Origin of the sequence: Rhizobium sp. UGM030330-04 (genome assembly GCF_003208455.1) — a bacterium.
Lineage (GTDB): Bacteria > Pseudomonadota > Alphaproteobacteria > Rhizobiales > Rhizobiaceae > Agrobacterium > Agrobacterium rhizogenes_A.
This window is the reverse complement of the sequence record NZ_QKML01000004.1, coordinates 214,644-239,251: the sequence shown is the minus strand read 5'-3', so window position 1 is coordinate 239,251 and position 24,608 is coordinate 214,644. Positions and strand designations below refer to the sequence as shown.

20 protein-coding genes are annotated in these 24,608 nt (G+C 60.7%); 2 read left to right on the top strand and 18 right to left on the bottom strand.

The window, feature by feature from the left end:
- Nucleotides 1-130: 130 nt before the first annotated feature.
- The 13 genes from N434_RS08195 to N434_RS08135 all read right to left on the bottom strand — a co-directional run bounded on the left by N434_RS08195 (nucleotide 131) and on the right by N434_RS08135 (nucleotide 15,946).
- Entirely contained in the window at nucleotides 131-1,696 is a 1,566-nt protein-coding gene (locus N434_RS08195; RefSeq protein ID WP_181423911.1) for a peptidoglycan DD-metalloendopeptidase family protein, read from the bottom strand.
- A gap of 345 nt (nucleotides 1,697-2,041) precedes the next feature.
- A complete protein-coding gene (locus N434_RS08190) occupies nucleotides 2,042-2,695 on the bottom strand; it encodes a protein-L-isoaspartate(D-aspartate) O-methyltransferase (RefSeq protein WP_065115838.1) in 654 nt (217 codons plus the stop codon).
- Nucleotides 2,692-3,462 carry a 5'/3'-nucleotidase SurE gene (gene surE / locus N434_RS08185; RefSeq protein ID WP_065115839.1) on the bottom strand — a complete coding sequence of 257 codons (771 nt, stop codon included), beginning with the start codon at nucleotides 3,460-3,462 and terminating at the stop codon, nucleotides 2,692-2,694. The genes N434_RS08190 and surE overlap by 4 nt, the downstream gene beginning before the upstream one ends.
- 173 nt (nucleotides 3,463-3,635) lie before the next feature.
- On the bottom strand, nucleotides 3,636-4,919 hold the full coding sequence (serS, locus tag N434_RS08180; protein WP_110757074.1) for a serine--tRNA ligase: 1,284 nt from the start codon (nucleotides 4,917-4,919) through the stop codon (nucleotides 3,636-3,638).
- Nucleotides 4,920-5,024: 105 nt separating this feature from the next.
- Nucleotides 5,025-5,828, bottom strand: coding sequence for a twin-arginine translocase subunit TatC (tatC, locus tag N434_RS08175; RefSeq protein WP_003495662.1), 804 nt, complete (start codon nucleotides 5,826-5,828; stop codon nucleotides 5,025-5,027).
- Nucleotides 5,825-6,544, bottom strand: coding sequence for a Sec-independent protein translocase protein TatB (tatB, locus tag N434_RS08170; protein ID WP_065115841.1), 720 nt, complete (start codon nucleotides 6,542-6,544; stop codon nucleotides 5,825-5,827). Before tatB ends, tatC begins: the two co-directional genes overlap by 4 nt.
- Before the next feature lie 57 nt (nucleotides 6,545-6,601).
- A complete protein-coding gene (locus N434_RS08165; protein WP_003509722.1) occupies nucleotides 6,602-6,808 on the bottom strand; it encodes a twin-arginine translocase TatA/TatE family subunit in 207 nt (68 codons plus the stop codon).
- A gap of 128 nt (nucleotides 6,809-6,936) precedes the next feature.
- Nucleotides 6,937-7,671 carry an SMC-Scp complex subunit ScpB gene (gene scpB / locus N434_RS08160; RefSeq protein WP_065115842.1) on the bottom strand — a complete coding sequence of 245 codons (735 nt, stop codon included), beginning with the start codon at nucleotides 7,669-7,671 and terminating at the stop codon, nucleotides 6,937-6,939.
- Nucleotides 7,661-8,509, bottom strand: a complete 849-nt coding sequence (locus tag N434_RS08155; protein ID WP_110757072.1) for a segregation and condensation protein A — start codon at nucleotides 8,507-8,509, stop codon at nucleotides 7,661-7,663. The genes scpB and N434_RS08155 overlap by 11 nt, the downstream gene beginning before the upstream one ends.
- 58 nt (nucleotides 8,510-8,567) lie before the next feature.
- On the bottom strand, nucleotides 8,568-9,584 hold the full coding sequence (nagZ, locus tag N434_RS08150) for a beta-N-acetylhexosaminidase (protein ID WP_110757070.1): 1,017 nt from the start codon (nucleotides 9,582-9,584) through the stop codon (nucleotides 8,568-8,570).
- A gap of 247 nt (nucleotides 9,585-9,831) precedes the next feature.
- Nucleotides 9,832-12,828: an SPOR domain-containing protein gene (locus tag N434_RS08145; RefSeq protein WP_110757068.1), complete on the bottom strand. Its 2,997-nt coding sequence runs from the start codon at nucleotides 12,826-12,828 to the stop codon at nucleotides 9,832-9,834.
- Between the two features lie 66 nt (nucleotides 12,829-12,894).
- Nucleotides 12,895-14,652: an arginine--tRNA ligase gene (gene argS, locus N434_RS08140; protein WP_065116225.1), complete on the bottom strand. Its 1,758-nt coding sequence runs from the start codon at nucleotides 14,650-14,652 to the stop codon at nucleotides 12,895-12,897.
- A 76-nt stretch (nucleotides 14,653-14,728) separates the two neighbouring features.
- Nucleotides 14,729-15,946, bottom strand: coding sequence for a deoxyguanosinetriphosphate triphosphohydrolase (locus N434_RS08135; RefSeq protein ID WP_110757222.1), 1,218 nt, complete (start codon nucleotides 15,944-15,946; stop codon nucleotides 14,729-14,731).
- A gap of 214 nt (nucleotides 15,947-16,160) precedes the next feature.
- On the opposite strand from N434_RS08135, the gene erpA reads away from it, so the two are divergent.
- Entirely contained in the window at nucleotides 16,161-16,493 is a 333-nt protein-coding gene (erpA, locus tag N434_RS08130) for an iron-sulfur cluster insertion protein ErpA (RefSeq protein WP_065115845.1), read from the top strand.
- Between the two features lie 95 nt (nucleotides 16,494-16,588).
- Nucleotides 16,589-17,386: an exodeoxyribonuclease III gene (gene xth / locus N434_RS08125; protein WP_110757067.1), complete on the top strand. Its 798-nt coding sequence runs from the start codon at nucleotides 16,589-16,591 to the stop codon at nucleotides 17,384-17,386.
- Between the two features lie 44 nt (nucleotides 17,387-17,430).
- Here the strand turns inward: xth and exoR are convergent, their stop codons facing one another.
- The 5 genes from exoR to popZ form a co-directional block, all read right to left on the bottom strand.
- Nucleotides 17,431-18,225, bottom strand: coding sequence for an exopolysaccharide production regulator ExoR (exoR, locus tag N434_RS08120; protein WP_065115847.1), 795 nt, complete (start codon nucleotides 18,223-18,225; stop codon nucleotides 17,431-17,433).
- A complete protein-coding gene (locus N434_RS08115) occupies nucleotides 18,212-18,520 on the bottom strand; it encodes a hypothetical protein (protein WP_286172167.1) in 309 nt (102 codons plus the stop codon). Before N434_RS08115 ends, exoR begins: the two co-directional genes overlap by 14 nt.
- A 268-nt stretch (nucleotides 18,521-18,788) precedes the next feature.
- Nucleotides 18,789-20,072, bottom strand: coding sequence for an outer membrane protein transport protein (locus N434_RS08110; RefSeq protein WP_110757065.1), 1,284 nt, complete (start codon nucleotides 20,070-20,072; stop codon nucleotides 18,789-18,791).
- Nucleotides 20,073-20,525: 453 nt separating this feature from the next.
- Nucleotides 20,526-23,369, bottom strand: a complete 2,844-nt coding sequence (locus tag N434_RS08105; RefSeq protein ID WP_110757064.1) for a valine--tRNA ligase — start codon at nucleotides 23,367-23,369, stop codon at nucleotides 20,526-20,528.
- A 215-nt stretch (nucleotides 23,370-23,584) separates the two neighbouring features.
- The gene (gene popZ, locus N434_RS08100) at nucleotides 23,585-24,562 is read right to left on the bottom strand and encodes a cell division protein PopZ (protein ID WP_110757062.1); all 978 of its coding nucleotides are present in this window, start codon (nucleotides 24,560-24,562) and stop codon (nucleotides 23,585-23,587) included.
- Nucleotides 24,563-24,608 lie beyond the last annotated feature (46 nt).

Below are 24,608 nucleotides of genomic sequence, written 5' to 3'. Positions count from 1 at the left end.
GAGAAGTGCCATGAAGCCAAAACCCACAACGCCTGTCGCAACGACGACGCAAGCTCCCATGATCCCTCACCCCCAAAAATGAAAAAGCCGGGCTCTTCACCCGGCTTCATCATTCCTTGAGACGCAATACCTATTCAAGGAAACCTGATGGGTTCACCGGTGTCGCATCCTTGCGAACTTCGAAGTGAACCTGCGGACGCTTGGCGCTGCCGGTCATGCCCGAGGTGGCGATGGTCTGGCCACGCTGGACCTTCTGGCCGCGCTGTACGTCGAGATTGGCGGCGTTGCCGTAAACGGTGACCTTGCCGTCGTCGTGGCGCACCAGCACCGTGTTGCCGAGCTGCTTCAGACCGTTGCCGGCATAGATGACCACACCGTTTTCAGCGGCTTTGATCGGCGTACCCTCGGGAACCGAGATGTTGATGCCGTCATTGCGGCTGCCTTCGACATTGTCACCGAAATTGTTGATGACCGCGCCGCGAACCGGCCAGCGATATTTGCCGATGCCCGTGGATTCCGGAGCGACGGAGGCCATGTCGGCCTTCTTCTCGATATCGCTGACACTTGCGGTGGCCGGCGTGGCAGGTACGGTCGCAGCGGCGGCGGGCGCCTTGTAAGGCTCCGGCTTGACGGATGCGGTTTCAACCTGCCTGACGGCAGCCGCTTCCCGGGCGGGAACGGAGGCCGTCTTGACATTGTCAGTGCCGGCACCCGGCATGGAAAGTGTCTGGCCGATACGGATGTTTTCGTTGGAAAGACCGTTGGCGGCCTTGAGCGCAGCTACCGATACGCCGTTTTCACGGGCGATCTTCGCAAGGCTGTCGCCCGGCTGAACCTTATAACCACCGGTCGGCGGCAACGGCTTGCCACCGGGAGGCGTCAGCTTGCCGGCCTCGGAGGAAACCTTGTCGCGAGCCGCAGCCTGCGAAGGCAGCACGGCCACATTGCCCTCGGGGCTGCGCAGCGGCGTCGGCTGGTCGCCATTGCGGTTCAGCGCGATATTGCCGGCCGCATCCTTGGCGGCGTTGCGCGCCTGGCCGAATTTCGGAATGAGGATCGACTGGCCGGCCTGCGCCGAAGAGGCGGACTTCAGGCCGTTGACGCGCAGCAGTTCCTTTTCCGGAACGCCGTAGCGGTTGGAGATGGTGGCGATGCTTTCGCCCGGACGCAGCGTCACGGAGGAAGCGCCATCCGTATGCCAGCCATTCTTGTCGGAACGGACGGTTGCGGTGGTGAGATTGTCGGCAACGGGTGCGACGGCCTGACGGGCGGGCGCGGCCAGAGACGGGGCGGCCTGTCGCTGCGCGGACGGGAAAGGCTGGGCCATGGCTTCGTTGCGGGTCGACGGATCGCGGCTTGCCACCGCCGTCGGCGCAGACAGTTCGGAGCGCTGCACCGGCGAAGCCGAAGCCGAGCGGGCCGTTGAGGGCTGGACGCCGCCGTAACCGCCGGACTGCGGATAGGAATTGCCGGCCATGTTCTGGTTGGCATACCCACCCTGCGGCGCGGCAGAAGCGTAACCGCCATTCATGTCGCCCTGCGGGACCGGGGCCTGCGCATAAGCACCGCCGCCCTGACGGGCTGGAATTGACGCCGTGGTCATCTGATCCGGTCCACTGGAAAAGAGGCCGCCGAACCGCGTTGCATCCGAGCTACAGCCCGTTGCGACGCTTGCCAGCAATGCCGCTGCGAACATTTTTGCGACTGATTTTCCGATTTTAGACGAATGTCTCATACGCATGACTCGATCTACACTGACGCCAACCCGCCGCATCGAGACCGATCCGGCACAAATTTCACTTCTTGCAAGGCCCATTTCCCAAGGTGGGGAAAACCATGCGTCGATGTTTATGATTAAAGCGCGTTAGTGTTACCACGCCGTTAAAACGTTAAGCCACCTGGAGCTTTTTTGACACTTCGATAACCATGACGAAAACAGGGTGCGTCATGTCGGGACAATAATGATATTGAAAATCAGATAGTTGCGAGAATTCAGAACATTAGAAGACAAAAATGAATTGCCTTCAAAATTTTCATTTTGTCACAAATGCCGCGCAATATGGGTGCTGAGCGGCAGATAAGGCGCCTCAAACAGCTCTTCCTTTTCGAAGCGGCTGCCGGTCTTGGAAAAGCGGGTCATCACGCAACGGTCGTCCTCGACGATGATCGGCGCGATCATCATTCCACCGGAAACGATCTGCTCGGCAAAGAAGCGGGGCATGGTGGTAAAGGCAGCCGTGGAAACAATCCGGTCGAAGGTGCCTTCGCCCACAAGCCCGTTGCTGCCGTCGGCCTGGCGAATGACGACATTGCGGATGGAAAGATCATCGAGACAGTTCTGCGCCTGCTGCACCAGCGTCTTGTAACGCTCCAGCGAAAACACCCGCTCCACCCGGCGGGCAATGATCGCCGTCATGAAACCGCTGCCGGTGCCGATTTCCAGCACGCGCTGGCCGGGTTTCAGCTGCAGGCGGGCCAGGATCTTCACCGCCATGTCGGCGCCTTCCATGAAGGCGCCGCAGTCGATGGGGATCGTGCGGCTGGAATAGGCATCGGCCGCAAATTGCGGCGGCACGAATTTCGAACGGGGCGTCTGCTCGACCGCCGTCAAAAGATCAAGGTCGGAAATCCCCTCGCCCCTTAGGCGGAGAACAAGAGCGGCAAAACCTTCCTTTTCGACCATTGCGGATTTCAATCGGCGACTCCGAATCCAAGTGCTTGCGCAACCCGATCCTTCACCGTGTAGTCCGTCAGGTCAAGCTTAAGCGGCGTGACCGAAATCTTGCCATGCTTCAGGGCGTGGATATCTGTGCCTTCGCGGAAGGTGCCGAGACGCTCGCCGAAGCGCAGCCAGTAATAGGGGAAACCGCGGCCGTCCTGTCGTTCTTCCACCGTCAGGCCGAAATCGAGCTTGCCCTGCCCGGTCACGGAAACGCCCTGCACATCCTTGGGCGCGCAATTGGGGAAATTGAGATTGAGGAAGGTGCCATCAGGCAGATCGACATTCATCAGCTTGCGCAGAAGATCCGGCGCATAGGTTTCGGCGACTTCCCAAGGCACGACACGACCGTCGGCATGGCTGAAGGCCTGGCTGAGCGCGAAGGAACGCACGCCCTGCAGCGTGCCTTCTATGGCGCCGGCAATGGTGCCGGAATAGGTCACGTCATCGGCCATGTTGGCGCCGGCATTAACGCCTGACAGCACAAGGTCGGGCTTCTCAGGCAGAACTTCGCGAATGCCCATGATGACGCAATCGGTCGGTGTGCCGCGTAGCGCATAATGTTTGTCGGAAACTTTTCGCAGGCGCAGCGGTTCGGAAAGCGTCAGCGAATGAGCGAGGCCACTCTGGTCGGTCTCGGGCGCGACGATCCAGACATCGTCGGACAGCGTGCGGGCTATACGCTCCAGCACGGCCAGACCCTCGGCGTGGATACCGTCGTCATTCGTCAGCAAAATCCGCATGTTTTTTCTCCGCTTTCATGTCGCAGGGGACGACGCATCCTCTCCTCCGTCATGCCGGACCTGATCCGGCATCCAGCCGACGCGCGTCTGCGCGGCGGGAAGCACTCTTTTCAGCCCAAGGACTTGGGCTGGCTGGATGCCGGATCAAGTCCGGCATGACGGTAGTGTAATTCTCAAGCCGCCTTCTCGATGCGCTTCAGACCGCCCATATAGGGCAGCAGCACGTCTGGAATTGTGACGGAACCGTCGTCATTCAGATAATTTTCGAGAACCGCGATCAGGCAGCGGCCGACGGCCGTGCCGGAACCGTTCAGCGTATGCACGAACTTCGTCGCCTTGTCGTCCTTGCCGCGATAACGCGCATTCATGCGTCGGCCCTGGAAATCGCCGCAGACCGAGCAGGAGGAAATTTCGCGATAGGTGTCCTGGCCCGGCAGCCAGACTTCCAGATCGTAGGTCTTGCGCGCGCCAAAACCCATGTCGCCAGTACACAGCGTCATGGTGCGGAAATGCAGGCCGAGACGCTTCAGCACTTCTTCGGCGCAGGCCGTCATGCGCTCATGCTCGGCAACAGCGCTTTCCGCATCGGTGATGGAGACGAGTTCGCATTTCCAGAACTGATGCTGGCGCAGCATGCCACGCGTGTCGCGGCCGGCCGACCCCGCTTCCGAACGGAAGGACGGTGTGAGCGCAGTGAAGCGCAGCGGCAGTTTTTCCTGCTCGAGAATTTCGCCGGACACGAGGTTGGTCAGCGTCACCTCCGCCGTCGGGATCAACCAGCGGCCATCGGTGGTCTTGAACAGGTCCTCGGCAAATTTCGGCAATTGCCCGGTGCCGAACATCGCCTCGTCACGCACCATCAGCGGCGAGGAAACTTCCGTGTAACCGTGTTCCGTCGTGTGCAGGTCGATCATGAACTGGCCGAGCGCCCGCTCCAGCCGCGCCAGCTGGCTGGTCAGAACGGTAAAACGCGAACCCGACAGCTTGGCGGCACGCTCGAAATCCATGTAGCCGAGCGCTTCGCCGATCTCGAAGTGTTCCTTGGCTGCATGGTTCCAGCCGGGCTTCTGGCCGACAACGCGGGTGACCACATTGTCGTGCTCGTCCTTGCCGTCGGGCACATCGTCGAAGGGAATGTTCGGCAGGCGCGACAGGGCGTCGTTCAGCTCGGCGGTGACCTGACGGTCCTCCTCCTCGGCGCGCGGCATGTTTTCCTTGATGTCGGCGACTTCGGCCTTGAGTTTCTCCGCAAGCTCCGTGTTCTTCTGCGCCATGGCGGCGCCGATTTCCTTGGAGGCGGCATTACGCCGAGACTGCATGTCCTGCAGGGACTGGATGACGGAACGGCGCTTTTCATCAAGGGCGATCAGGCCGCTCGCGGCAGGCTCAACGCCACGCCGTGCAAGAGCCGCATCGAAGGCTTCGGGGTTTTCGCGTATCCATTTAATGTCGTGCATCGTCGTTCCAGACCGTTGTTGCTTCACCCGTGTTTATCAGCAAAACGCCGGGCGAAAGGCCCGGCGCGAGGAGATTGAATGAGCGGGAAGACCGGGGCGAACCCGTCAGGTCTCTTCCAGCTCCGTGCTTTTGGATTCCGCCGCACGTTTCCTCTCCACGAGTCGAGCCATGTAGATGGAAATCTCGTAGAGAATGATCGCAGGCAGCGCAAGACCGATCTGGGACATGGGATCGGGCGGCGTCAGGACGGCCGCGACCACAAAGGCCATGACGATGGCGAACTTGCGCTTTTCACGCAGCCAGTCGCTGGTCAGAAGCCCGACGCGCGCCAGAAGCGTGGTGACGACCGGCAGCTGGAACACCAGGCCGAAGGAGAGCACGAGCGTCATGATGAGGCTGAGATATTCCGACACCTTCGGCATCAGCGAAATCGCCACCTCGCCATCCTCGGGCAATTGCTGCATGGCGAGGAAGAACCACATGACCATGGGCGTGAAGAAGAAATAGACGAGCGCCGCACCGATGAGGAAGAGGATCGGCGATGCGATGAGGAACGGCAGGAAGGCGGCGCGCTCGTTCTTGTAGAGACCGGGCGCCACGAATTTATAGAGCTGCGAGGCGATCACCGGAAAGGAGATCACCATGGCGCCGAACATCGCGACCTTGATCTGCGTGAAGAAGAATTCCTGCGGCGCGGTATAGATCAGCGACGATTTCGTCACATCCAGCCCCGCCCAGAGCACCGCCCATTTATAGGGGATGACAAGCAGGTTGAAGAGGTGTTTGGCAACGGCAAAACAGGCGATGAAGGCGACGAAAAACGCGCCGAGCGACCAGATCAGCCGCGTGCGCAGTTCCATGAGGTGCTCGATAAGCGGCTGCGGCTTATCCTCGATATCCCCGCTCATGCTTCATCCTTTTTCGGCTTTGCAGCCTTTGTTTTTGCCGCTCTCGCCGGTTTGGCATCGGCCACCACCGTGGCCTTCTCGGCTTCAGCCTTCTTGACGGCCGCCTTTTTGGCGACGGCCTTCACGGCAGGTTTCGGAGCGGCGGGTTCGCTGGTCTTCGCAGCAGCGACGGTTTCCGGCGTTGCGGCGGCCTTGCTGCGGGCGGTGCGTTTCGGCTTGGCGGCAACCGCTTCGGCCTCCACGGTCGCAATCGATTTCGCCCGTGCCCGCTTCGGCTTCTCGGCCGCAGCGACAGGTGCGGCGGCGACAGGCGGCGCATCCGGCAGCTTCATCTCTGACTCAGGCACGCTCACAAGCGGCGCGACCGGCTCGCTTGCCGCCGGTGCCGGTGTGGACGAAAGGCCTTCCGGCGGAGTGGTCGCCTTCTGGAGATCGGACTTGATCTCGTTGCCGAGCTGGCGAAGCGGGTTCATCGCATCGCGCAGCGAATTGGTGGGGTTGAGATTGCGGACATCTGAAATCGTCTGGCGCACATCGTCCATATCGGCCTCTTTCAAGGCCTCATCGAACTGGGTGCGGAAGTCCCCCGCCATCTTGCGAAGGCCGGCCATCGTCTTGCCGAAGGCGCGGATCATGGGCGGCAAGTCTTTTGGTCCGACGACCACGATCAGCACGACCGCAATCACCAGAAGCTCGCTCCAGCCGATATCAAACATCAATATGCTCCCGAGACCCTAACGCCAGTCAGTCTCACACCAAGCGGCAAAGGCCGCTTACTTGATCTCGTCAGCCTTGTGGTCGACGGTCTTCGTGTTGGCATCGGCCGGCGGCGGCGTCTGGTCTTCGTCAGCCATGCCCTTCTTGAAGCTCTTGATGCCCTTCGCGACATCGCCCATCAGTTCCGGGATCTTGCCGCGTCCGAAAAGGACGAGAACAATCACCAGCACGATGAGCCAATGCCACACACTAAAAGAACCCATAACTGAAACTCCTGAATTTCGCTTTCAGACGATGTAAGACGTTTGAAACGCTTTTTCAAACGACAAATCGTCGCTTCTACAGCGAGTGTACATAAAGTTTTCGTGGCATCGCCCGCATGTCGGCAATATCAGTCGTCGCCATCGCCGCCGCCCGGCGCGAGCAGGCCCAGTTCCTCGAGATCGAGCTGCGTGATCGGGTCTTCGTCCTCACGCAATTCATCGCTCATCATCGGCAGAGGCACGCCGAAATTCGAGGGTATGCGGCCGGAAAGCAGCCCCGCGCCCTTCAGCTCCTCAAGGCCCGGCAGATCGCGCAATTCCTCAAGGCCGAAATGGTCGAGAAACTCCACCGTGGTGCCGATCGTCACCGGCCTGCCGGGTGTGCGCCTGCGGCCACGGAACCTGACCCAGCCCGCCTCCATCAGCACATCAAGCGTGCCGCGCGAGGTCTGCACACCACGGATTTCCTCGATTTCGGCGCGTGTCACCGGTTGATGATATGCGATAATCGCCAGAACTTCCAGCGCGGCGCGTGACAGCTTCTTCGGCTCCTTTTCCTCGGCGCGGATGACGAAGGAGAGATCGCCGGCGGTGCGGAAGGCCCATTGCCCGCCCACCTGCACGAGATTGACGCCGCGCTCGGCATAAAGAACCTTCAGGCGTTGCAGGATGGCGATGACATCCATGCCGCGCGGCAGACGTTCCGCGATGAAGCCTACTGACACCGGTTCGGCGGAAGCAAAGACCAAAGCCTCGGCGATACGCTCGGCCTCCTTAAGCTGGCGCTCGGAAAATACCGGGGGCTCGGCGCCCGCACCATCTGTCACGATGGTGGCCTCGGCGGTCTCATCGTCATTCATCATTGCCAGTCCTTTCGGCATTCACCGCACGGTCGTCCCTTGTGCCCCGGCGCATATAGATGGGCTGGAATGCCCCCTCCTGCCGGATTTGCAGCGACCCCTCGCGCACCAGCTCCAGCGAGGCGGCAAAGGCGCTGGCGATCGCCGTCACCCGCATGGCGGGATCCGGCACATATTGCAGCAGATATTGATCGAGCACGGTCCATTCACCGACATCGCCAAGCAGATTGGTCAGAAGCTCGCGCGCCTCGACCAGCGACCAGACCTGCCGCTTTTCAATCGTGACCTGGGTGATCGCCTGCCGCTGGCGCAGATTGGCATAGGCGCTGAGCAGATCATAAAGATTGGCCTCATAGGCCGAGCGGTTGACATGCGGAATATGCTCCGGCGCACCACGGGCAAAAACATCGCGGCCGAGCTGGGCACGGTTGACGAGGCGTTCGGCCGCCTCGCGCATCGCTTCCAGGCGTTTCAGCCGGAAGGCGAGCGTCGCGGCCATTTCCTCACCCGAGGGACCGTCATCCTTCGATTGCTGCGGAATGAGAAGCTTGGATTTCAGGAAGGCGAGCCACGCCGCCATGACGAGATAATCGGCGGCAAGCTCGATACGCACGCGCCGCGCGCTTTCCACGAATTGCAGATATTGTTCGGCAAGCGCCAGCACCGAAATGCGCGACAGATCGACCTTCTGCGTGCGGGCAAGATGCAACAGTAGATCGAGAGGGCCTTCGAAACCCGCGACATCGATGACCAGCCCGGCCTCACCCGTCAGCCGCTCCGGCGTCACATCCTGCCAGAGCTTGTCCATCGGTGTCGAATTGCGAGACTTGTCTGCGGCCATTGTTCCATCCGCCGGGCGTCCGGCCTGTCGTCCCGAGTAACGGGCCGCCGCCCGATCGTCAGGAAACGGCCCACATGGCGTTGAATTCGGCTCTCAGCTCCGCTTCGTCGGAAGGGTCCGCAGCGGGGAAACCCGCTTCCACGGCCCGCACCCGCTCCAGCGAACGGCCGGAAAGAATGGGAACCTCCTTCACGACCTCCAGCATTTCACCCATCACGCCGTTGCAATGCAAGACTATATCGCAGCCGCCCGCAACAATATTCGCAGCTCTTTCACCAAGCGTGCCCTTCAGCGCATTCATGGAACTGTCGTCGGACATCAGCAGGCCGTCAAAGCCGATGCGGCCGCGAATGATCTCCTCGATCACCTTTGGCGAGGTCGTCGCCGGCCGCTCGCGGTCGACGGCGTTGAACACCAGATGCGCGCTCATCGCCATCAATTCGCGGTTCAGCGCCCGGAACGGCACGAAATCATGGGCGTCCAGCTCATCGAGCGGCACATCGACAACAGGCAGTTCATGGTGCGAATCCACCATGCCGCGGCCATGGCCCGGCATATGTTTCATGACAGGCAGCATCCCGCCCGCCTTCAGACCGTCGGCCGCCGCCTGCCCCATCTCCGCCACCATGGTCGGCGTGTAGCCATAGGCGCGGTTGCCGATGACATTGCTGGCGCCTTCCACCGGCACATCGAGCACCGGCAGGCAATCAACATTGATGCCGAATCTCATCAGGTCGAAAGCGTGCAGGCGCGACATCAGCCAGGCGGCGCGCAGGCCGGCGCCCCGGTCGCGCTCGTAGATTTCACCGAGAATACGGGCATTCGGATAGGCCTGCAGGATCGGCGGCTTGATGCGCTGCACGCGCCCGCCTTCCTGATCGATCAGCACCGGCGCGTCTGGCCGCCCGACGGCATCACGCATGGCGGCGACGAGATCGGTGATCTGCTGCGGCTCGCCGATATTGCGGCCGAACAGGATGAAACCCCACGGCTGCTGGTCGCGGTAAAGGGCGATCTCGTCGGCGGTCAGCGAAAGCCCGCTGCATCCGAGGATCATAGCTTTGCAATCGGTCATGGTGTCACGCTCGCAGGAAATGGAATGGGAAATGGCCTTGTACCGAAAGGCGTGGGGAGGAGTGTCAAACTCTCCGCCGTCATGCTCGGGCCTGTCCCGAGCATCTGCAACCGACCGGCTGGCGAAACGTTGGCAGATCCTCGGCACAAGGCCGAGGATGACGTCGTGTGTGGGGAAAACCCTTCCCCACCCAAAGAAGGGTTGCCTTAGACGGCAACCCCAATCTTGCGAGCCACATTGGCCGCTATCAGCGTGCCACCAGGCAGCTGCCGCCGGCCGAGCGGAACTTCTCGCACAGCGCCACGGCTTCGTTCTTGTCACCCGCCGGGATGCGGACACGGTAGAAGGTGCCCTTGCCGGCGATTTCAGCCGCCTTGATGTCGACACCGCGTCCACCGATGACCGAGCCGAACTTGGCCGACATGTTCTGGTAGGACTTCTGGGCCTCGGCCTGGCTCGGCAGCGACGCGATCTGGATGTAATAACCACCGGCAGATGGCGTGCTTGTCGCGGCAGGCGTGGCGGCGGCGGTCTGCTGCGCAGCCGGAGCGGTCGCCGCAGGGCGGACATTGCCCTGATTGGTAACCGTTGCCACCACGTTGGCGGGCTGCGAGGACGGACGCGCCGAAGGAACGGGTGCGGCAGACTGCGCGGCCGGCGTGGCGGCGGCGGCAGGCGTATTGGCCTGCGGCTGCTCTGGCGCTACCGGAACCCGCGAAGCGGCGATGACGGCAGGAGCGCCCTCACCCGGCTTGGCGGTCTGCGGCGCGGCAAGCTCCTCGACCTTTTCGGCCTTCGGCGGCTGGGCTGCCGGCGCATCGACTTCCTGGGCGACGAGCGTGCCGTCCGGCTTGACGATCATGGTGCGGACCTTGCGCGGCGAAACGCCGGTTGCACCGGCAGCTTCGTTCTGGGCGGCCTTTTCTTCCGGCGAAAGCAGGCGCGGATCTTCCGTCTCGCCAACCGGCGTACCGGCGGATTGCATATCGCCGTCATTCTCGCCTTCCAGCGGCAATTGCTCGGGGATCAGGGTGCGCTGCACCACATCCACCGGCTGTTCGTTGCTGGAAATCAGCGCCGGCTGCTTCGGATCGGCGGCGCTGCCACCGGCAACGCGATCATAGACCGCCTTGTCCTGGTTAGGCACGACGCGGCCACCCGGATTTTCCGGCACGACCTTCATCGGATCGTTATCAGCGGAAATGATGACCGGCGCGCCGTTCGAGCCGGTGCTGGACGAACCGCCGGAAATCAGCGCGTAAACGCCGCCGCCGACAAGCACCAGACCGATGGCGGCTGCCACCGGCATGATCCAGCGGCGACCGCCGCGTTCGTCTTCATCGCGATAAGCCGCCTGATGATCGACATAGGTATTCTCGGCATCGCGCGAGGCGTTGCCACGGGAAGCCGCAGCCTCCTGCATGGAGCGACGGAAATCCTCTTCCAGCGCCCGTTCGAACTCGTCGGCTTCTTCCGGGGCCTGTGCCGGGCGCGCCTGCGCGGCACCACGGTTTTCGGCGTGCTTGTGACGGTCGAGGCCACCGGCAACAGCCGGTGCAAACAGCGTCGCAAGCTCGGTATCGATATCAAGGTCTTCCTCGTGACGGCGAACCTGCGGCTTGGGTTCGAAAACCCCGACCGGCAGTTCCGGAACATCCATCTCGACGATGTTTTCCGGGTGCTCTTCCGTCTCGCCGATCTGCGAGGGATCGAAAGGCAGGCTTTCCAGCGTCTGCGGTGCAGCCGGCTGCGGCGCGGCCGCTGCCGGACGCGGCTGAGGCGGAGCGACAGGTGCGGCGACGGCGACGGGCGCCGGGCGCGGCTGCGGTGCAGGCTGTTCCCTCACCGGCTGGGGCGCGGCAACAGCAACGGGCGCGGCGGGCTCCTGGCGAACCGGCTGCGGCGCGGGTGCGGGCGCAACCTCGGCTTCGGCGATCTCCGAAAGGTCGAGATCAAGATCGAGATCATCGAGCGCCAGTTCGAAATCATCATCGTTGAAGCCGGCGAAATCCGTAAAATCCGGTTCCGGAGCAGGCGATGAGGGCGCAGTGGAAGCAACCGGCGTCGGCTTGACGGCCGCTGCGGCGACAGGAGCCGCGGCGGCGACAGCCACCGGCTCGGCTTTCGCAGCCTGCACGACCGGCGCGGATTGCACCACGGGCTCTTCACCGCGTCCGGGAATGGAATATTTGGCAACGTCGTAGATCAGCTCGTCCATCGGCGAGAGATTTCTCGCGACCGGCTGTTCGGCAACCGCAGGCGCAACGGGCGGCTCGGCAGGCGTGAAGGTCTCGGCGACGGAAGGCGCGAAAGACGGCGCGGTTTCCTCCGCCTGAACGACGGCAGGTGCGGGAGCGGGCTCGGCCTGCGGCTCTGGACGCACCGCAACCGGCTGCGGCTCGGAGCGCGGCTCCACCCTTCGCGGATCAGCGGCAGAAACGTCCCGGCGGGCGCCGAAATTGGCAAGCGGCAGGCGCAGGCTGGAGAACTCCAGCGACGAGCGGCCACCATGCGACGGCGGGCGCACGGAAAGCGGCGCAGGCGCCTCCTCCGCGACGGCAATCTCGACCTCGTCAGCGAGATCGAAAGCCTGCGGCTCCGGCGTATAGACATGAGCCGCCGAAGCAACATTGCTCGACACATCGGCCGGAAGCTCCGGCATGGCATGCCATTCGGGCTGGGACGGCTCCACGGCCTGCGGCTCTTCCCACGCGGCCTGCTGATAGGCAACAGGCTCGGCGGCGCGCGGCTGGCGTGAATGCACATCGAAAACTTCCGCCACAGCACCGGCATCGTCGCGGAAATCCGCACGAATATCCTGCTGCGCCGACGTTTCAACGTAATTGTGGATATAGGCCTGATCGATCTCCGGAAGCCGCTCTTCCCTCACCTCGGGTTGAGACGCGGCCTCGGCCACCGGCTCAAGCTCCGGCTCGCGGCGGGCGAAAACCGATTCGACACGCTGCATGAAATCGTTTGGATGGATACCTGCGCGGACATCGTTCGCCGGATCAAGAACGACCGGATCGGCGTGCGGCGCATCGTAAACCTCGAATTCCCGAAGCAGCTCGTCTTCGAGATTGAATTCGGGTTCGCGGCGGGTAACCGCTGGCGCAGCCTCGGAACCCGCATGCGAAGGACGATCTTCGAAGCCGACGATACGCGCCAGTTCTGCCAGAGGATCGTTGTCAGCGAACCCTTCGGACCGGGCGTCCCGGTTATACGCGACATTTTTTTCGACCATTACGTGTTCCACCATCTACGCATTGCAGCTCTTGCCAGCGTATTGTGAGCAAATAATGGTGACATGTTATCGCATTTCGTCAGGTGCGTCCGCTCCCAAAAGCGTAAGGCCCGACTTCAAAACATTCGCGACAGCATTCACCAGCCCAAGTCTGGCAATGCTCAATTCTCGGTTTTTATCGTTAATAAAACGTAATTCCGGCTGGTCTTTGCCCTTGTTCCAGTGTCCATGGAAGGAACTGGCGAGATCGTAGAGGTAAAAAGCAAGCCGGTGCGGCTCGTGCGAAAGGGCCGCGGATTCGATCAGGCGCGGATATTCGGCAAGCTTCGCAACCAGCTGCAACTCATTGATATCGCTGATCAAAGCAACGGATGCCGCCATCTCTTCCGCAGAGGGAGAAAGCCCAGGAAACGCCTCCTGCGCCTGCCGGAAGATCGACATCGAGCGGGCATGCGCATATTGCACGTAAAAAACCGGATTATCCTTCGATTGTTCGGTCACTTTTGCGAAATCGAAGTCCAGCGGCTCGGAATTCTTCCGATAAAGCATCATGAATCGCACGGGATCGCGACCCACTTCGTCGACAACATCGCGCAGCGTGACGAAGTCGCCGGAGCGCTTCGACATCTTCACCGGCTCGCCATCACGGAACAGCTTGACAAGCTGGCACAGAAGAACCGTCAGCTTCGACTTTCCTTCCGATACGGCACGCGCAACGGCTTCCAGACGCTTCACATAACCGCCATGGTCGGCGCCGAGCACATAGATCATCTCGGAGAAACCACGGTCGAACTTGTTCTTGAAATAGGCGACGTCGGCGGCGAAATAGGTGTAGGAACCGTCCGATTTCATCAGCGCCCGGTCCATGTCGTCGCCCACTTCCGTGGAACGGAACAGCGTCTGCTCGCGGTCTTCCCAGTCCTCAGGCAATTCACCCTTCGGCGGCGGCAGCGTGCCCTTGTAGACATGGCCCTTGAAGGTGAGATCGTTGATCGCCGAGAGAATAGGTCCGCCATTGCCCTCATGCAGCGTGCGCTCCGAGAAGAACACGTCGTGACGCACGTTGAGCAGCGCCAGATCCTCGCGGATCATCGCCATCATCGCGTCGATTGCCTTGTCCTTTACGATAGGCAGCCATTTTTCTTCCGGCATGGCGCGCAGCTTGATGCCATATTCATCCGCCAGCGCCTGGCCGACAGGAACGAGATAGTCACCGGGGTAAAGACCGGACGGAATGGTGCCGATATCTTCGCCGAGCGCCTCGCGGTAACGCAGGAACACGGAACGGGCCAGCACATCGATCTGCGAGCCGGCATCGTTGATGTAATATTCCTTGGTGACGCCATAACCGGCAAAAGCAAGCAGGTTCGCCAGCGTGTCACCCACCACGGCACCACGGCAATGGCCGACATGCATCGGGCCGGTCGGGTTGGCGGAGACATATTCGACATTGATCTTCTGGCCCGCGCCAATGGTGGAGCGGCCGAAATCGATGCCCTGCCCGATCATGTCGGCCAGCAGACGCTGCCAGTAACCGACGGAAACCTTGAGATTGATGAAGCCCGGACCTGCGACATTGACGCTATCGACATCGCCATCGGCCTGAAGGGCGGGCACGATGAGTTCGGCCAGCGCGCGCGGATTGGTGCCGAGCGGCTTCGCCAGCACCATGGCGGCATTGGTTGCGACGTCGCCGTGGCTCAGATCACGCGGGGATTCGACGGTAATTCGACTGAAATCGACCTTTTCGCGGTTCTCTTTCACGAGATCGAGGGTCTCGAGCGCGTTTTTGATCCTGGTATCGAAATCGGCAAAAATGTTCATCGTTCCAACCTGCGCGAAGGGCTTCTGTTTATGTCCGGCCATCATAACCGGGTCGGCTTCGCGATCGCCCGCTGCCCTATCGCAAATCGGGGGTGTGGTCAAACAGCCGCTGGTGGGCGCGCAGTGCATAACTGTCGGTCATGCCGGCCAGATAGTCGCCCACATGGCGGGCCTTGGCGGCCACGCTCATGCCGGAAATGCTGTCCACCCAGTAGTGGCTCTGCATTTCCGCCGGCGTTTCCATATAACGGTTAAAGAGATCGGTGACGATCTGCGTCGCGCCGGCGCGGATGCGCATGATTTCCGGATGCCGGTAGATATGGCCGAACAACAGCTTCTTGATCTGCCGGTCGGTCTCGGCCATCTCGGGCGAGAACGTCGCGACGGTGAAATCGGCGGCGCGAATATCGGCAGCGCTCTGCGGTTTCAGACGGGCAAGATTCTGCTGCGCGACCCCGATCACGTCCTCGACCATATGGGTGATCTGACGGCGCATGATCTCATTGGCGAAACGCTCCTTGTCGAGCACGGGATATTTTCCCCGAACCTCGGCCATCAGGCCGCTCAGGAACGGCACTTCCTCCAGCATCTCGAAGGTGAGATAACCGGCGCGCAACCCATCATCGATATCGTGGGTATTATAGGCAATGTCGTCGGCAATCGCCGCCACCTGCGCCTCAAGGCTGGCATGGCTGCCGATCTCCAGATCCTGCAGCTCGCAATATTCGAGAATGGGCAACGGAACCGGTCCCTTGATCCCCTCGCCCTTCGCATTCACCAGCGGTCCATTGTGCTTGACCAGCCCTTCGAGCGTCTCCCATGTCAGGTTGATACCGTCATATTCGGCATAACGGCGCTCCAGCTTGGTGACGATGCGCAGCGACTGGGCGTTATGATCGAAGCCGCCATAGGGCAGCAGCACCGCATCCAGCGCATCCTCGCCGGTATGGCCGAAGGGCGTGTGGCCGAAATCATGCACCAGCGCCACGCCCTCAGCCAGATCTTCATCGAGCTTCAGCGCGCGGGCGAGCGCCCGGGCGATCTGCGCCACTTCGATGGTGTGGGTGAGACGCGTGCGATAATGGTCGCCGTCAGGGCTGATGAAGACCTGCGTCTTGTGCTTCAGGCGGCGAAAGGCCGTCGTGTGGACGATGCGGTCGCGGTCGCGCTGGAACTCCGAGCGCGTCAGGCTTCCGGTTTCGGAAAAAAGACGCCCGCGCGTGGTCCATGGATCAGAGGCGAAAACCGCCCTCTCGCCGCTTCCGAAACCCAATGCGCGCTGGTCTATGATCATGCATCCACCTGTTGTCTTCTCCGGCCGGAACTTCCTTTTGGTCTCGGCCATTGACCTTTTCATTCACCCTTCATACCTATCGCAGAGGTCAGCGCAAAGCATCATCGCCGCGCGGACCGCCTTCAACAGGCTATAGACCGCTAATTTGACCGGTTTATAATAGTGACAACGAGATTATTGCTCTCCGGTTCTTGACCCCGGCAGGAGAAACGACATGGAAAACAGCGACATTACCCTTTCGGAAGCCGCAGCGAAGCGAATCGCCGAGATCGTCGCAGCGGATGCGGGCAAACAGGCGCTGCGCGTCTCGGTGGAAGGCGGCGGCTGCTCGGGCTTCTCCTACAAGTTCGATCTGGCCGAAGACCCCGCCGATGACGATATCGTGATCGCCCGCGGCGACGCCAGGGTGCTGATCGACAGCCTCTCGGTCGTCTATATGGCCGGCTCCGAAATCGACTTCGTCGACAATCTGCTTGGCCAGTCCTTCCAGATCAAGAACCCGAATGCGGTGGCAAGCTGCGGCTGTGGGACGAGCTTTTCGATCTGAGATATCTTTCCACCACATCCTCGTCACCACATTCCAAAAACGGTGGCAATCGTCTTTGCATCGGGTAAAAGTACCCTCACAAAAGGGAAACTCCGATGAAGATTGCCACCTGGAACATCAATGGCGTCAAGGCGCGTATCGAAAACCTCTGCCAGTGGCTGAAGGATTCATCGCCTGACATCGTCTGCCTTCAGGAAATCAAGTCGGTCGACGAGGGTTTTCCCCGGCTTGAGCTGGAAGCGCTCGGTTATCATGTCGAGACCCATGGCCAGAAGGGCTTCAACGGCGTCGCGCTGCTGTCGAAGGTCAGGCCGGACGAGGTCAATCGTGGCCTGCCGGGCGACGATACCGACGAACAGGCGCGTTTCATCGAGGGTGTGTTTTCCGTCGAAGGCGGCGCAATCCGTGTCTGCTCGCTTTACCTGCCGAACGGCAATCCGCCAGACGACCCGGTCAAATATCCCTACAAGCTCGCCTGGATGGAACGGCTGCGGCAATTTGCCGAAGACCGTCTGGCGCTTGAGGAACCGCTTGTTCTGGCGGGTGACTACAACGTCATTCCCGAACCCTTCGATTGCCACGACCCGCGCGTCTGGGAAGGCGACGCCCTGTTCCTGCCGCAGACACGCTCGGCGTTCCGCAGGCTGGAACATCTGGGCCTTACCGACGCCGCGCGCGCGACGACGGATGAGGCCGGACTTTATTCCTTCTGGGATTATCAGGCCGGCGCATGGCCGAAGAACAACGGCATCCGCATCGATCACCTGATGCTCTCGGCGGAAGCGGCCGACAGGCTGCAATCCGTCAGCATCGAAAAACATGTGCGGGCTTGGGAAAAACCGTCCGACCACGTGCCGGTCTGCGGTTATTTCGATTTCCAGCCGGTCGGCTGACCGGCTCGCGTCAGACCAGCGAAATCGCCTCGACCGGCATCATCTCAATTGGAATCGTCGATCTGCATGTTCTGCGCCATCGCGATGGCCGCGCGGCGATCATTTTCGCCCGCCAGCGAAAAAGCCTGCTCCTGCAGGTTCTGGATCCACGTACAGTCTACCGCCGTGCACTTGTCCAGCGCCGCCGTCATGAAAGCCAGCCCCTGCGCCGTCTGGCCTTCCTGGAAGATCAGATTGCCGAAGATCGACATGGCGCCGGCGTGGCCGTGCTTGCGCGCCTGATTGAGCCACTTCTTGGCCTGCTGCACATCGGCCCGGCCGCCCTCGCCGGCCAGGATCATCTCCGCCAGCCGGAACTGCGCTTCAGCCACACCGAAGGTGGAAGCGACCTGAAAATAAAGCTGGCGAGCCTGTGAAAGGTCCATTTTCACCGGGCTGCCGGGAATGCCGTGACGGTAATAATCAGCAAGGGAAAGAAGCGCGTTGACGAAAAAGCCGGTATCTTCGGAACCCGGCTCTACACCCTGACTGGCGATTTCGCTGTAAATCTTGAAAGCTTCGAAGTCGTTCTTGGCGACGCCATCGCCAAAGGCATACATATTGGCAAGCGCCCAGCGCGAGCCGGTATGGCCCTTTTCAGCCGCGTAGCGATAGGCCTCGACGGCTTCGCCCTTGTTGCCGTTCTTGTAGGCCTTGAAACCGAACTTGAACAGGTCGAAGGGGCCGGATTCCTTGGTCACGCCCGCATTAATGTCAAAAGCTGCGGCAGGCATTGCGAGCGACGCAAGCAACATGCCCATAAGGAGCGGCTTTAAAACGTTGGCTTCACATTTCAGCATTTCGGCGAACTTCTCTCACTCTTCCCGGCATATAGCCAATACTTGCGGAATACTGCAAAGCCGAACCCCGCCGGGTCGCGATTTTTCGAACACACTGCGTCTTTCCGGCAGCACTTTCCAGCGCACCACCGGTGGTCTTTCGTGGTAATTGCCCAAGTTTTTCAGTGAAACAGATATAGGCATAATTTCCGGCAATATAACGGCGTCTTACCGTCTGCCGGTCAGCGTCAAACAAGAAAGCCGGACGAAATTCCCGTATTACTTGCTTAAACCCTGAATCCAAACCTGTTTTCACTTTCTGCAATTCCAGAGATCCACATCAAACGCCTGCATGTTCTTCCATTCCCGTGCCCATAAACATAAGCCAAGCACCCTGTTTGTGGCGGGAAATGGACAGATATGCTCACATTCCAACGCGGCCCCACGCTTGCAGAAAAGTGTTGCCAAATCGTCACAAAACTTTCGGCCTGGAAAATTTTATGGAGCAGGAATCACAGTCGATCATGAAAAAAGGCCCGGTTGGTAAACCGGGCCTTTATTTTAGCATCAGCGGAAGAATGGGATCAGAACTTGACCTTGACGCCGGTGGAGATCGCCGCCACGAGATCGCTGCCGAAGCTGTAGCCAGCCTCATCACCGCAGGTCGCCGTGCCGGCCGAGCTGCAACGGCCGCCATTGATGGAGGATTCACCCGAGGTGAGCAGGCCGAGAGCGCCGGCAATCTTGAACTCGAGGTTCGGGGTGGGCGAATAGACGACCTGGGTGCCGATCATCCAGGTATCGGTCTGCGTGCCGATCACCGTCGAAGTACCACGATCCCAGGTAAGGCTGACGGCACCGCTCCACTGATCGTTGAACTTGTGGCCGATACCACCGGTAACCGTCCAGCCGTCACGATAATAAAGATCAAGCGTGGTGAGCGAGGTGACACCCGCAATACAGGACGGAACACCGACCTGGCAGAAAGGCACGACCTGAATCTGGCTCCAGTCCGTCCATTTCACCGAACCGAAAGCAAGCCAGTCCGGCGCAATGCCCGACTGTACCTTCAGTTCCAGGCTGTCCGGCATGGAGACCGAACCGTAAACCGGCGTGACCTTGCCGCCGTAGGCGATAAGGGCCGGGCTGCCTGCAGCCGGAAGGCCCCTGAGGTCGACAGTACCGTTCAGATCGTGATCGACAGCGCTGTTATAGACAAGGCTGGTGCGGAAAGCGATTTCGGGAATCTCGTATGCGATACCCGCGCGCCATCCCCAGCCGTCGCCTTCCATGTCCAGCTTGCCGACGCCGGAATAAAGCGACGGATAAGCCGGGCCGAGCGCTGTCGGGGAAACGACCTGACGATATTTATAACCGCTGATCTCCTGATAGAAACCACCGCCGATGATCGAGAAGTCACCCTTGCCGAGATCGAACTTTACGCGGCAGGTGGTAGCGTAGTTATGCGACTTCACCTTGGTTTCGATGTTGTAGCTCGATCCCTGCCAGATGCCGGGGTTAAGGTCCGCCCCCCACGGCTGCGAATAATCGAACATGCAATCACCGAAATCGCCGATCGCGGCCTTCGCGCCAACGCGTGTCGACCAGTAGTTCTCGGAATCATCGGCAGTCGTAGACCAGGATGCAGGCAGCGGACCGCCGCTCTTCAGCGGGTTGTCCCGCGCATTCTCAACCTTACGCTGCGGCGCGACGAAAGTAGCCGAACTGTCGAGAACGTAGTCGGACGGATCGAACAGTAGATCGATATTGTAACCGCCACGCTCGAGGCCGCCGGCCAGTGAAGGCGTGACCGCCGCGATGCTGACAGCGAGACATACCGCGCCGCGAAAAATTGCAGTTTTTGCCATCTCTCTCCCCAATCAAGGCAATGTGATCGAGGATAGAGTGAAGTGCTAAAGGCTAAATGACAATCTGCCGCAGGCTGCGGCTGCCGCACGAATGCGGCAATTTTTTTACGTAAGAATTTTATGTCTACCCTCTTAAATAATCATTTTAGGCTATTTTTCTAATCCCTTCGAAAAAATTGATACAAAACGAAACAAATTCCCAACACGAAATGGAAATGTCGCCAAATAACCACAGTGGTACTTTCCCGAAGAAACCCGCTTATGAGGCCGTTTTTATTGGTTTTTTCGGCTTTTCAGCGCTGTCCGGGCAAGCAGCCGCGATGAAATAATCCCACTCCGGCGCAGAAATGATTCGGCGCTGCAACGCAGCAATGAAACGAAATCAAACGTGACAAAAAGCAAAAAAACGCCCCGCATTTGAGGGGCGTTTCGGTGTTTTGACGAGACCGGGCGTTATCCCGCTTCGTTCACCCGCTGCATGGCGGTTCTGAGGCTCGTCAACTGAACCTCCAGTTCGGCCTTGCGCTCGCGCTCGGCGGCCACAACCTCAGGATCGGCATTGGCCACGAATTTTTCGTTCGACAGCTTCTTGTCGATGCGTTCCATTTCCGCATCCACCTTGCCGATCGCCTTTTCGAGACGGGCCTTTTCCGCCGCAAGGTCGACGAGATTGCCGAGCGGCAGGCAGATGGTGGCTTCACCGACGATGATCTGGGCCGAACCCTTCGGCGCGACTTCGCCCGCACGGATTTCGTCGGCCCGCGCCAGACGCCGGATGGCGGCGGCGTGGCGGTCGAGCCGCGCTTCGGTGGAAGTGTTGGCGCCAACGACCACCAGCGAGGCAGTCGCGCCCGGCGGCACATTCATCTCGGCGCGTGTCGAGCGGATGCCGGAAACGAGATCGATCAGCCAGTTGATTTCCGCAGCCGCCGCATCGTCGCGGAACTCCGGCGCCGGCCAGTCGGTGAGGCAAAGCAGATCGTCCCGCTCCTCGCCCTCGCCGGCCGTATGCGCCCACAGTTCTTCCGTCATGAAAGGCATGAAGGGATGCAGCAGCTTATAGATTTCGTCCAGAACATAGGCCGCGCAGGCCTGCGATTCCGTCTTCGCCTTTTCGTCTTCGCCGCCGAAGACGGGCTTCAGCAGTTCCAGATACCAGTCGCAGAACTGGTTCCAGACGAAACGGTAGAGAATGCCGGACGCATCGTTGAAACGGAAATTCTCGAGAGCCGCCGTCACATCGCGCGCGGTATTGGCAAGTTCGGTCAGGATCCAGCGGTTGATCGTCAGCGACGCGGTTTCCGGCAGGAAGTGCGGATCGCGCTTCACGCCGTTCATTTCGGCAAAGCGCGTGGCGTTCCACAGCTTGGTGCCGAAGTTGCGATAACCGGCGATACGCGCGGGGTCGAGCTTCACGTCGCGCCCCTGCGCCGCCATGATGGCGAGCGTGAAGCGCAGCGCATCGGCGCCATATTCGTCGATCAGTTCCAGGGGATCGATGACGTTGCCCTTGGACTTCGACATCTTCTGGCCGTTCTTGTCGCGAACCAGCGCGTGAATATAGACCGTGCTGAAAGGCTCGACCGGATTACCGGCATCGTCCTTCATGAAATGCAGACCCATCTGCATCATCCGAACCACCCAGAACGGAATGATGTCGAAGCCCGTGACCAGCACATTGGTCGGGTAATAGCGCGCCAGCTCCGGCGTCTGCTCGGGCCAGCCGAGCGTCGAGAACGGCCAGAGCGCCGACGAGAACCATGTGTCGAGCACATCTTCGTCGCGCGTCAGGATTTCGCCCGGCGCAAAGTTCTCGAGCTTCTCCTCAACCCAGGCCTTCCACGGGCCTTCATGGGCGATATAGTGCTGGATGGCCGCCTGCAGCGCCTCTTCTTCGGTCTTTTCGACGAAGACCTGACCATCCGGACCATACCATGCCGGGATCTGGTGGCCCCACCACAATTGCCGCGAGATACACCAGGGCTGGATGTTCTCCATCCACTGGAAATAAGTGTTTTCCCAGTTCTTCGGCACGAAGTTGGTGCGGCCTTCGCGCACCGAGGCAATGGCCGGCTGGGCCAGTGTCTTGTTGTCCACCCACCACTGGTCGGTCAGGCGCGGCTCGATCGGCACACCGCCACGGTCGCCATGCGGCACCACATGCTTGTGCGGCTCGATCCTGTCGAGCAGGCCGGCTTCCTCGAAGATTTCGACGATGACCTTGCGGGCGAAGAAGCGATCCTGCCCTTCCAGACGATCCCATGCGCCATGCAGGGCGGCGGGATGATCGAGGCCTTCGAGAAAATCCTCGTTCTCCTTGATGGAGATGGTGCCGTCGATATTCATGACGTTGATGGCGCGCAGGCCACAGCGCTTGCCGACTTCGAAATCGTTGAAGTCATGGGCAGGCGTGATCTTCACGGCGCCCGTGCCGGCTGTCGGATCGGCATAGTCGTCAGCGACGATCGGAATCCTGCGGCCGACGATCGGCAGGATGACGTGCTTGCCGACAATGCCCTTGTAACGCTCGTCTTCCGGGTTCACCGCAACGCCGGTATCACCGAGCATGGTTTCCGGGCGCGTCGTGGCAACGACGATATAATCGCGCGTTTCGAACTCGGTGGGTTTGCCCTCCTCGTCGAAGGCAACCGGATATTGATAGGTGACACCCTTTTCCAGCGGATAACGCAGGTGCCACAGATTGCCCTTCATCTCGATCTGCTCGACCTCCATGTCGGAAATCGCGGTGAGAAGTTTCGGGTCCCAGTTGACGAGGCGCTTGTCCTTGTAGATCAGGCCCTGCTTGTAGAGCGTGACGAAGACCTCCAGAACGGCTTCGGACAGGCCCTCGTCCATGGTGAAGCGCTCGCGCGACCAGTCGCAGGATGCGCCAAGGCGTTTCAGCTGGTTGAAGATCAGGCCGCCGGATTCGGCTTTCCACTCCCAGACCTTCTCCACGAAAGCTTCACGACCCATGTCGCGGCGGCCCGGAAGCTGCTGTTCCATCAGCTTGCGCTCGACCACCATCTGGGTGGCGATACCCGCATGGTCCATGCCCGGCTGCCACAGCACATCCTTGCCGCGCATGCGCTCGAAACGGACCAATATATCCTGCAACGTGTTGTTGAGCGCGTGGCCCATATGCAGGGAGCCCGTCACATTCGGCGGCGGGATGACGATGGTGAAGGTTTCCGCGCCCGGCTTGGCGTTGGCGCCGGCACGAAACGCATTCGCCTCGTCCCAGGCTTTGGCGATCTTCGGTTCGACGGTTGCGGAATCGTAGGTCTTTTCGAGCATTTCCTGACCTGAATTTTAGAGTTCTTGTGTGGATTTTTTAAATAAGGATGGACGGTCGAGAGTCAACAGAAACCGAGACGCGAGCCGCCATTGAGCAGCCCCAAGGATGACTATGCCCCCATAACACCTTCATCTTCAACAAAAAAGCCGCCCCGATGCCGGAGCGGCTCCCGTTTCCTGGCCCGCGACGCATTTGCGCCGAGCGGCCGGACGATTCAGCGACGCGAACCGCGTGCCACGCGCTCGATTTCTTCACGCACGAGGCGTTCCACCAGGGTCGGCAGATTGTCTTCCAGCCAGTCCTGCAGCATGGGACGCAGCATCTCGGCGGCCATATCCTCGATGGAACGACGCTCGACGCCGTCAAAAACCTCCGCCAGTTCGCTGAAGGAACGCGCGATCTGCGCACCGGCCTCGGCGGAAATGAGATTGAGCGACAGACCGCCATGGGCTTCACGCCCGGCCTCAACCTGCGGCTCGGCCAGTTCGAATTCTGGCGCCTCGTCGGCGGGCTGGTGCACTTCGATTTCAAAATGCTCTCTGGCAACCGGCGCCTCGATGGCGCCGCGCAGCGCAAGCTGATCAAAACGGCCTTCGGCAAAGGACGTATTTTCGATGGCCGCCGCTGCGGCGTGATCCTCGGTGGCGAAAGGCGCTGCCTTTTCACTGGCACTGGCACTGGCAGCGGCCGCGGCCATCAGCGGCCGCACATCCGTCGGACGCTGCGGCGCGGGACGTTCAGCCTGCACCACGTCGAGAGAAGGGGCGGCAGGCGCGGCTTTCACAGCTTCCGTCGCGCCGCGCTGCGCCTGCGCGGCAAATGCCTGCGGCCCCATGGCGGCATTGCGATCGGCGGCAGCGCGCACGCGCGCCGCGACATCGGCCAGAGACATGGTCTTTTCGGCGGAGATTTCCTGCTGTTCAGCCATCTGCTTTTCGGAAGCCGGCGAAAAATCCTGCGCTGGCCGTGCGCCAAAAGCCTGATTTGCGGCGGGGGGAACGCGGGCCGGCGGGCTGACGGGCTCCGTCACAAAGGCCGCTTCGCCTGCGGCATCGTCTTCATCGTCATAGACCGGCGGCAACTGTCCGGAAAACGCACCGGCAGGTCCCGGCTCGTTGCTTTCGATGATCCGGCGTATCGACGCCAATATCTCTTCCATGGACGGTTCACGCGCTACGCTTGGCTGAGCCATATCAATCCCCGGTTTCCACTCTTGAGCATTCCAGCCGCACCAGTCG

Coding starts and splice junctions, on each gene's coding strand:
- N434_RS08110 (WP_110757065.1), bottom strand. CDS start 20,072: ATGGCAAAAACTGCAATTTTTCGCGGCGCGGTATGTCTCGCTGTCAGC.
- erpA (WP_065115845.1), top strand. CDS start 16,161: ATGGAAAACAGCGACATTACCCTTTCGGAAGCCGCAGCGAAGCGAATC.
- N434_RS08195 (WP_181423911.1), bottom strand. CDS start 1,696: ATGTTCGCAGCGGCATTGCTGGCAAGCGTCGCAACGGGCTGTAGCTCG.
- exoR (WP_065115847.1), bottom strand. CDS start 18,225: ATGCTGAAATGTGAAGCCAACGTTTTAAAGCCGCTCCTTATGGGCATG.
- scpB (WP_065115842.1), bottom strand. CDS start 7,671: ATGATGAATGACGATGAGACCGCCGAGGCCACCATCGTGACAGATGGT.
- N434_RS08135 (WP_110757222.1), bottom strand. CDS start 15,946: ATGATCATAGACCAGCGCGCATTGGGTTTCGGAAGCGGCGAGAGGGCG.
- tatB (WP_065115841.1), bottom strand. CDS start 6,544: ATGTTTGATATCGGCTGGAGCGAGCTTCTGGTGATTGCGGTCGTGCTG.
- N434_RS08155 (WP_110757072.1), bottom strand. CDS start 8,509: ATGGCCGCAGACAAGTCTCGCAATTCGACACCGATGGACAAGCTCTGG.
- N434_RS08145 (WP_110757068.1), bottom strand. CDS start 12,828: ATGGTCGAAAAAAATGTCGCGTATAACCGGGACGCCCGGTCCGAAGGG.
- nagZ (WP_110757070.1), bottom strand. CDS start 9,584: ATGACCGATTGCAAAGCTATGATCCTCGGATGCAGCGGGCTTTCGCTG.
- popZ (WP_110757062.1), bottom strand. CDS start 24,562: ATGGCTCAGCCAAGCGTAGCGCGTGAACCGTCCATGGAAGAGATATTG.
- serS (WP_110757074.1), bottom strand. CDS start 4,919: ATGCACGACATTAAATGGATACGCGAAAACCCCGAAGCCTTCGATGCG.
- surE (WP_065115839.1), bottom strand. CDS start 3,462: ATGCGGATTTTGCTGACGAATGACGACGGTATCCACGCCGAGGGTCTG.
- argS (WP_065116225.1), bottom strand. CDS start 14,652: ATGAACATTTTTGCCGATTTCGATACCAGGATCAAAAACGCGCTCGAG.
- N434_RS08105 (WP_110757064.1), bottom strand. CDS start 23,369: ATGCTCGAAAAGACCTACGATTCCGCAACCGTCGAACCGAAGATCGCC.
- N434_RS08165 (WP_003509722.1), bottom strand. CDS start 6,808: ATGGGTTCTTTTAGTGTGTGGCATTGGCTCATCGTGCTGGTGATTGTT.
- xth (WP_110757067.1), top strand. CDS start 16,589: ATGAAGATTGCCACCTGGAACATCAATGGCGTCAAGGCGCGTATCGAA.
- tatC (WP_003495662.1), bottom strand. CDS start 5,828: ATGAGCGGGGATATCGAGGATAAGCCGCAGCCGCTTATCGAGCACCTC.